This is a genomic window from Amycolatopsis samaneae (assembly GCF_039541975.1).
In the GTDB taxonomy this organism is placed as follows: domain Bacteria; phylum Actinomycetota; class Actinomycetes; order Mycobacteriales; family Pseudonocardiaceae; genus Amycolatopsis; species Amycolatopsis samaneae.
In genome coordinates this window covers 1-6,321 of sequence record NZ_BAABHG010000038.1, presented here as the reverse complement: position 1 = coordinate 6,321, position 6,321 = coordinate 1, and the positions used below count along the sequence as shown (strand labels likewise).

3 protein-coding genes and 1 pseudogene are annotated in these 6,321 nt (G+C 70.4%); all 4 read right to left on the bottom strand.

Annotated features, from left to right (window positions below; translation table 11 throughout):
- A partial coding sequence (locus ABD987_RS44420) for an ALF repeat-containing protein (protein WP_345409071.1) occupies window positions 1–2,554 on the bottom strand: 2,554 nt, incomplete at its 3' end.
- Window positions 2,555–3,055: 501 nt separating this feature from the next.
- Window positions 3,056–3,232, bottom strand: a pseudogene (locus ABD987_RS44415) (DNA repair protein RadA); the annotation flags it as partial.
- A 451-nt stretch (window positions 3,233–3,683) separates the two neighbouring features.
- Window positions 3,684–3,968, bottom strand: coding sequence for a contact-dependent growth inhibition system immunity protein (locus ABD987_RS44410; RefSeq protein WP_345409069.1), 285 nt, complete (start codon window positions 3,966–3,968; stop codon window positions 3,684–3,686).
- 17 nt (window positions 3,969–3,985) lie between these two features.
- The gene (locus ABD987_RS44405) at window positions 3,986–6,148 is read right to left on the bottom strand and encodes a polymorphic toxin-type HINT domain-containing protein (protein WP_345409067.1); all 2,163 of its coding nucleotides are present in this window, start codon (window positions 6,146–6,148) and stop codon (window positions 3,986–3,988) included.
- Window positions 6,149–6,321: the final 173 nt, after the last annotated feature.

The following is a 6,321-nucleotide window of genomic DNA, read 5'->3' as shown; positions in this document are numbered from 1 at the left end:
GGTTCGCCCGCGCCCCGGCTGCCCGCGCCGCGGCACCGTCGGCTGCCGCCTCGGCCGCCGCCACCTGCGCGTCCGCCGCCGACCTCGCCGCGGCAGCGGCCGAGTTGGCCGCCGCGGCGGCCGCGTTGAAGGCGGGTTTGACCTCGGCCGCGGCGCGCTCGGCTGCCTCCTGGGCCAGCTTTGCCGCCTGGGTGGCTTCGTTCGCCCGGTCCTGGGCGGCCTTCGCCTGCTCGGCGCCGACGGTCTTGGCCTGGTTCGCGACCAGCACCACGAAGTCCACGCCGATGTCACTGTCGGTGTACGGGGCGACGACCGTGATCGCGGTGTTGGCCGGATCCGTGATCGCCTGCGAGGACGACCGTGCCGCCGATGCCGCTTGTACGGCCAAGGACGCCTGAGTGGCCGCCGATACCGCCTCCGCGGAAGCCGCGTCCGCTTCGGCCTTCGTCCGCTCGGCCGCGCGCAACGCCTGGATCGCCTCCGCCGCGGCCGCCTCCGCGAGCCGGACCGCTTCCCCGGCGTGCTCCGCGGCCTCGGCTTCGCTCGCGGTGGCTTCGGCGGCGAGTGCGTTCGCCTGCTCGGCGAACATGTGCGTCTGCGCCGCCTCGAACTCGGCCTTCTTCGCCGCGGCGTTCGCCCGGTCCGCGTGTGCCTTCGCCTGCGCGGCGAACGCCCGTGCCCGCGCGGCGGAGCGCGTCGCCTCCGTCGCGGCCGCCCTGGCGTTGGCCGCCGCGCCGGTGGCGGTCTGCGCCGCCCTTCCCGCGCCGGTCGCGGCGTCGCGCGCGGTGTTGGCTTCACGACGAGCCTGCTCGGCCGCCGCCTTCGCCTGGGGACCCGCGTCGCTCCGTGCCGCCCACGCCTCCATCGCGGCCGCCTTCGCCTCGCCGACCCGTTGCGCGCTGTCCGCGGCCATCGCCCGGTTACGCGCGTCGTAGGCCTTGGCCTCTTCCCTGCGAGCGGTGGCCTCGAACCCGTCGGAGATCCGGTCCTGTTCCTCGGCACGCGCCCGCGCGTCATGGGCGATACCCGCCAGCCGGTCGGCCTGGCCACGCGCCGAGTGTGCCGCGGCAGCCTGCTGCTCCGCCTTCCTCCGCTGGGCGGCGGCGTTCGCCCGCTCCCGCTCGGCGTTCTTCCGGGCTTCCGCCGCCTTCGCCGCCTCACGCTCGGCGGTGATGCGAGCCTGACGGGTCCGCTCGGCGGCCGCCCACGCCTGCGCCTCGGCCTGTTCCGCGGCCTGCCGTGCCGCCTTGGTCCGCGCCGCGGCGTCCTTCGCCGCATCGGCCTGCACCCGCGCGGCGTCGGCGATCCGCGCCGCCGCTTTCGCGTGCTCCTCGGCGTGCTGACGCCACTTCTTCGCTTCTTCGGCGTGGCGCTGTGCCTTTTCTTGCGCGTCGCGGGCCTGATCGGTGAACGCCGTCGCGTCGATCGCGTGCGAGGCCGTCTCCGACGCCGACACCGCCGCACGAGCCGCCTCGGCCATCCCCTTGGCGATGTCCGCCCACTGGGTGCCATAGGTCAGGCCGGTTTCGACGAGGATGTTCGCCTGCACCTGCGCCGCCGCCGACGCCTGCTGCGCATCCGTCGCCGCCTGATTCGCGTACCCCAACTGACGGGCCACCTCGGCCTTCACACCGTTGAACGCCTCCGGCGGATGCTGGCCACCCGCCGTGTTCGCGGCCAGGATCTGCGCCGCCCTGCGTGCCTCGTTACCCGCGGAGATCAACGCGTTCGACGCCCGCTGCAACGCATGCACTCCGTTGCCGTGCGCGATCAGCAGTTCTTTGCGGGCTTGGGCGGCGCGGGCGGCCTTGCGCGCCAGTTCCGACAGCTCCTCGGCCGCCTTCTCCTTTGCTTCCTGATCCTTCAGATACTGCTCACGCGCGTCCGCGTCCGCCTTCGCCGCAACCAAATACCCGGTCTTCAGGAACTCCAGGACCGCCGCGTCCCCACCATCCAAAGCGGACTGTGCGGCCTTCTTCACCTCCGGGCCACCCGCGCCCACCAGCATCTGCACCCGGGCCCGGTTCTGCTCCGCAGCCTGCCGCGCGCCCTGTGTCGCCTCGTCGTCCCGCAGCTTGGCGACATCCTTACCGTAGGCCAGAAACAGCATCCGGTCCGAGTCGCTACCCGCGAGAACCCGTTCGACCTCGGCGTTGAACACCGGGCCACCGGTGCCCCGCAGCGCCTGCACCGCCGCGAGATCCTTCCGCGCCTGCTCGGCCTTCCGATCCGCCGCGCGCTTCTTCGCCTCATCCAAGCCGTGATTGAGGAACTCCATCAACGGCGCGGACCCACCCGCCGCGAGCGCCGCCGCCGCGGCGTCGCGGACCTCCTGGTCCTCGGCCAGCTCCGCGTTGTCCACCACGATCTGCCGGAACCGGGGATCACCCCAATCCGGCACCCCCACACTGCCGTCCCACTCCCTGTACTGCGAGGGAGGCAACGACGGCGTCGGCCTCGGATCGGCCGCGACCCGCGGCCCGGACGCCTGCGACGCGACGGCGACCGACGGCTCCAGCAGCCCGGCGATCAGCCCGGCGGTGGCAAGAGCCACGACGGCTCTTCGTACTCTCTTCACTTTTCTGGTTCCCCTCAGTGGCGGGCCCGGCACCGGCCTGCGGTAACGGGCCCTGGACCGATGAATCAGACGGCGTAGTCCCAGGTCCGGCGGGCGACCGGATCGTGGTCGATGTTCCCGTGCTCGAACGTGCTACGGCGGAGGTTGCCCGCCTGGGCGTCTGTGACAAGCGTCGGTCAGTGCGTCCGGTCTTTTCCTCGCATGAAAGTTCCCTCCATTAGGCACCCCAGACGAATTCACGCGACCGATTGGCCCAATGCGCGACGCGCATTGGGCCCGCTCACCCCAGTTCCGAAACCCCCCACGCCTTTTCGACGGGTTTCGGTAAAGCTGAGGTAAGCAGAAGACTCACGGTCACGGCAAGAGGGAGGAACATCACGATCTCGCCCGTCCGGCAACCGGTAACAAACCGGCCTTGGCGGCGATGAGAAGAACGATCCCGGTCAGCGATCCATATTCGCTTTCCGGCGAAAGCCGTGCCAGCCCCACCTCGCCCACCGAGACCAGCCGCGGCGAAAGCGCCACGTCACCGATCGAGGAAGACAGCGCGAGCACCACCGCGAGGTCGATCGCGGGTTCGGTGATCTTCATCCCGCCCACGGTCGCGACGTAGACGTCCTTGTCCCCCATCTTGGGCCCGCCGCGCTTCTCCACGTCTCCAGCGGCGCCCGCACGACGCTCACCCCTGGAAATGATCGTCACGTTCGGCTACCTGGCACTCGGCACGATGGGATTCGCGGTCGGCCACTTCTACGTCCGGCCCTCGCAGCGGACACTCCAGAAGTTCGCCGATCGCCCGGTCTGGTGACCCGCACGCTCCGCCGCGCCGACCACCCGGCGAGAGTCCCGTACGTGGGGCGTTCCCTCGCCCTCCCAAGGCGACCCAGCAACAGTCTATCGCGGAGGTATGACAGAACCCGGGGAAAGCGGAGGTCGGCACCAGAGTTGTGCGCAACCGGATGACACCTGGGTACAGGCCGGATACCGCCAGGTCAGGCACGTATTTCAAAGCGAACGGGACCACGGTTTCGCAAACCAGTGCGAAAACACGGTCGGGCCCACGGAAGAACATCCGTGGGCCCGACCGCGCTGGCTCAACCTCCGGCTACCGCTTCACTTCCTTCCGCAGGAAGTCACGCATCTGGGTGAACCAGGACAGATAGCTGATCCCGTCAGCCGTCGGATCGTAATTCGCCCGGCCGTCACCGTTCCAGATCCGTTTCGCCATCTCCTCGTCGAGGCCGGCCGCGAACAGCGCCTCGATCTCGTCGGCCAGTCCACGCCCGTATTCCGGAGGATTCTCACGCACGAAGTACTCGACAACCCCGATGGGCGTTTCGGCGTCCAGGTCGTAGTCCTGATGGAAGTAGGAATCCATCAGCTCGCGCACCAAGTTCGTCATAACCGTCAATCCAGATAGGAGGTCTTGATGTAGTAACCTTCGGGCAGATTCGGGTCCTTCACCAGGACAGTAACAACCTGGTTCGGGCTGACGGTCGCCTGCTTGTCCTTCAACCAGATCCGGCCGGAGTCGGCGGGTGCCGGAGCGCGGAAGGCCCGCTGTGTCGAGCCACTCGCCTTCCACGCGTCGATGGCTGCCTTGTTGCTGTCGAGGTTGGACTGGGTGACCCGTTCGGCCGTGGCCAGATCGTTGAACGTCGACGAACGGGGAATGTTCCGCGCGGCGAGCTGTTCGTTGGTCCGGCCGACGTGCCGCTCGATCGCGTGCCCGCCCGCGGCCTCGTGGTAGCGCAGATTGCAGTTGTGGACCAACAACTGCGCGTCGGTGATGTAGTAGTTGTGGTCCCCTTCGACCTCGAAGTTGTATACCGTGATGTCACCGCGTTCCCCGGTGATCGCGGTGATCGGCTGCTCGGCGCCGTCGCGGGTGCTGAGCCGGTCACCGGCCCGGAGCGCACCGGCGTCCGTCCAGCCCTTGCCCACCACCCAGAACGGATGCTGCGGCGTGACCCGTACCGACGTCGCGGTGGTGGTGATGGTCAGGATCTCGTCGGCGTGCTTCGAGAACAGGCCCGCCACGCCACGGAGTTCAGACCGGCCCGTCGCGAGGTCGCGGGCCCAGACCCGGTCCCCGACGGCGATCCGCTCGATCGGGACCTGGCCGTGCTCGGTGGCCACCGGCGTCCCGGCGGGGAAGCAGTTGCACGGCACACCGGCGGGTACACCCGGCCGGGGCTTGACGCTCCAGCGTCCGCCCGCGCCGATCGCGAAGTCGGCCAGCGCGTTCATCAACAGGAACGCGTGCGGATCGCTGTTGCCCGCCGGGTCCGGGCCACCGAGCCCGAGGCTCACCACCTGCTCCTGGAACCGCTCCGAGCATTTGTCCAAATCGGACTTACAGGCTGCAGTCAGCAGCTTCCAGATGCCATACCGCGGGTCCTTGAACGGATGATCGGCCGGGAAGTAGGCATCCCCGTTCTCGGCGATCAGCTTCAGCAGGACCGGGATCAGCCACCGCAGCTCAGGCGAATCCGGTCCGAGCCCGACGCCGTTGAGATAGACAATGCCGGTCTCCGGGTCACGCCAGGCGACCAGGCCGTTGCCGTAGTCGATCTCCTCGCCGCCGTCGTCGCCAGAGGCGTCCGGAATGCGGGCGTTCTGCTCCTGCTGGGCATTGTGGTCCCTGGCAGCCTGATCGGCCTTGCGTTTGGCCTCTTCCGCCCGGCCGGCCGCCTTACCCGCTTCGATCGCGGCGTCCAGCGCGTGCTTCGCGGCCGTGGCCACGTTGTCCGCGTGCTGTCGTGCCGAGGCAGCCGCGGCTTCGGCCTTGGTGGCGTCCGACTCGGCGTTGCTCGCCGCGGTCCGGGCGGCCGCCGCATCCGCTTCCGCCCGGCTCGCCGCTGATCGGGCCGCCGCGGCGTCGCGTTCGGCCGCCGACGCGGCCCGGCCGGCGATGGCGGCGTCGGCGTTAGCCGCGTTAGCCGCCTTGCGCGCGAGGACGGCGTCCTGCCGTGCCTGGGCGTCGGCCTGCGCGGCACGAGCCCCGGCGGCGCGGGCTGCCGCACCGTCGACCGCCGCGTCCGCTGCGGCCTGCTGTGCCTCGGCCGCCGAACGCGCGGCGTCCGCCGACGACCGCGCCGCGGCTGCCGCCGCATCGAAGGCCGGTTTGATCTCCCCCGACGCGCGGGTGGCCGCGTCCGCCGCGGCCTTTGCCGCCGCGAGCGCTTCGTCGGCACGGTTCTTCGCAGCCTGTGCCTGTTCGCTTCCCACGGTTTTCGCCTGGTTGGCGACCAGGATCACGAAGTCGGCTCCCAGGTCGTCCCCGGTGAACGGCGTCGCCACCTGGATGGCCGTGTTGGCTGGGTCAGTGATGGCCTGGGACGACGACCGCGCCGCTGACGACGCCTGCACCGCGAGGTTCGCCTGTGTCGCGGCTGAGACGGCTTCCACCGACGCGGCTTCCGCTTCGGCCTTCGTTCGCTCCGCTGCGGTCAACGCCTGTACGGCTTCGGAGGACGCCTGTTCGGCAAGCGATGTCGCCGCCCGAGACGCCTCGGCTGCTTTGGTCTCGTTGAACGTCGCATCGGACGCAGCCGCTTCGGCCTGCAACGCGGCGAAATGAGTCTCGGCCGCCTCCGCTTCGGCCTTGTTCGCGGCCGCGTTCGCCCGCGCCGCTGCCGCCGTCGCGGCCTGAGCCGCGGCACGCGCACGCGCCGCGGCGCGGGTAGCCTCGGTCGCCGCCGAACGCGCCCCGGCCGCCGCGCCGGTGGCCGTGTTCGCCG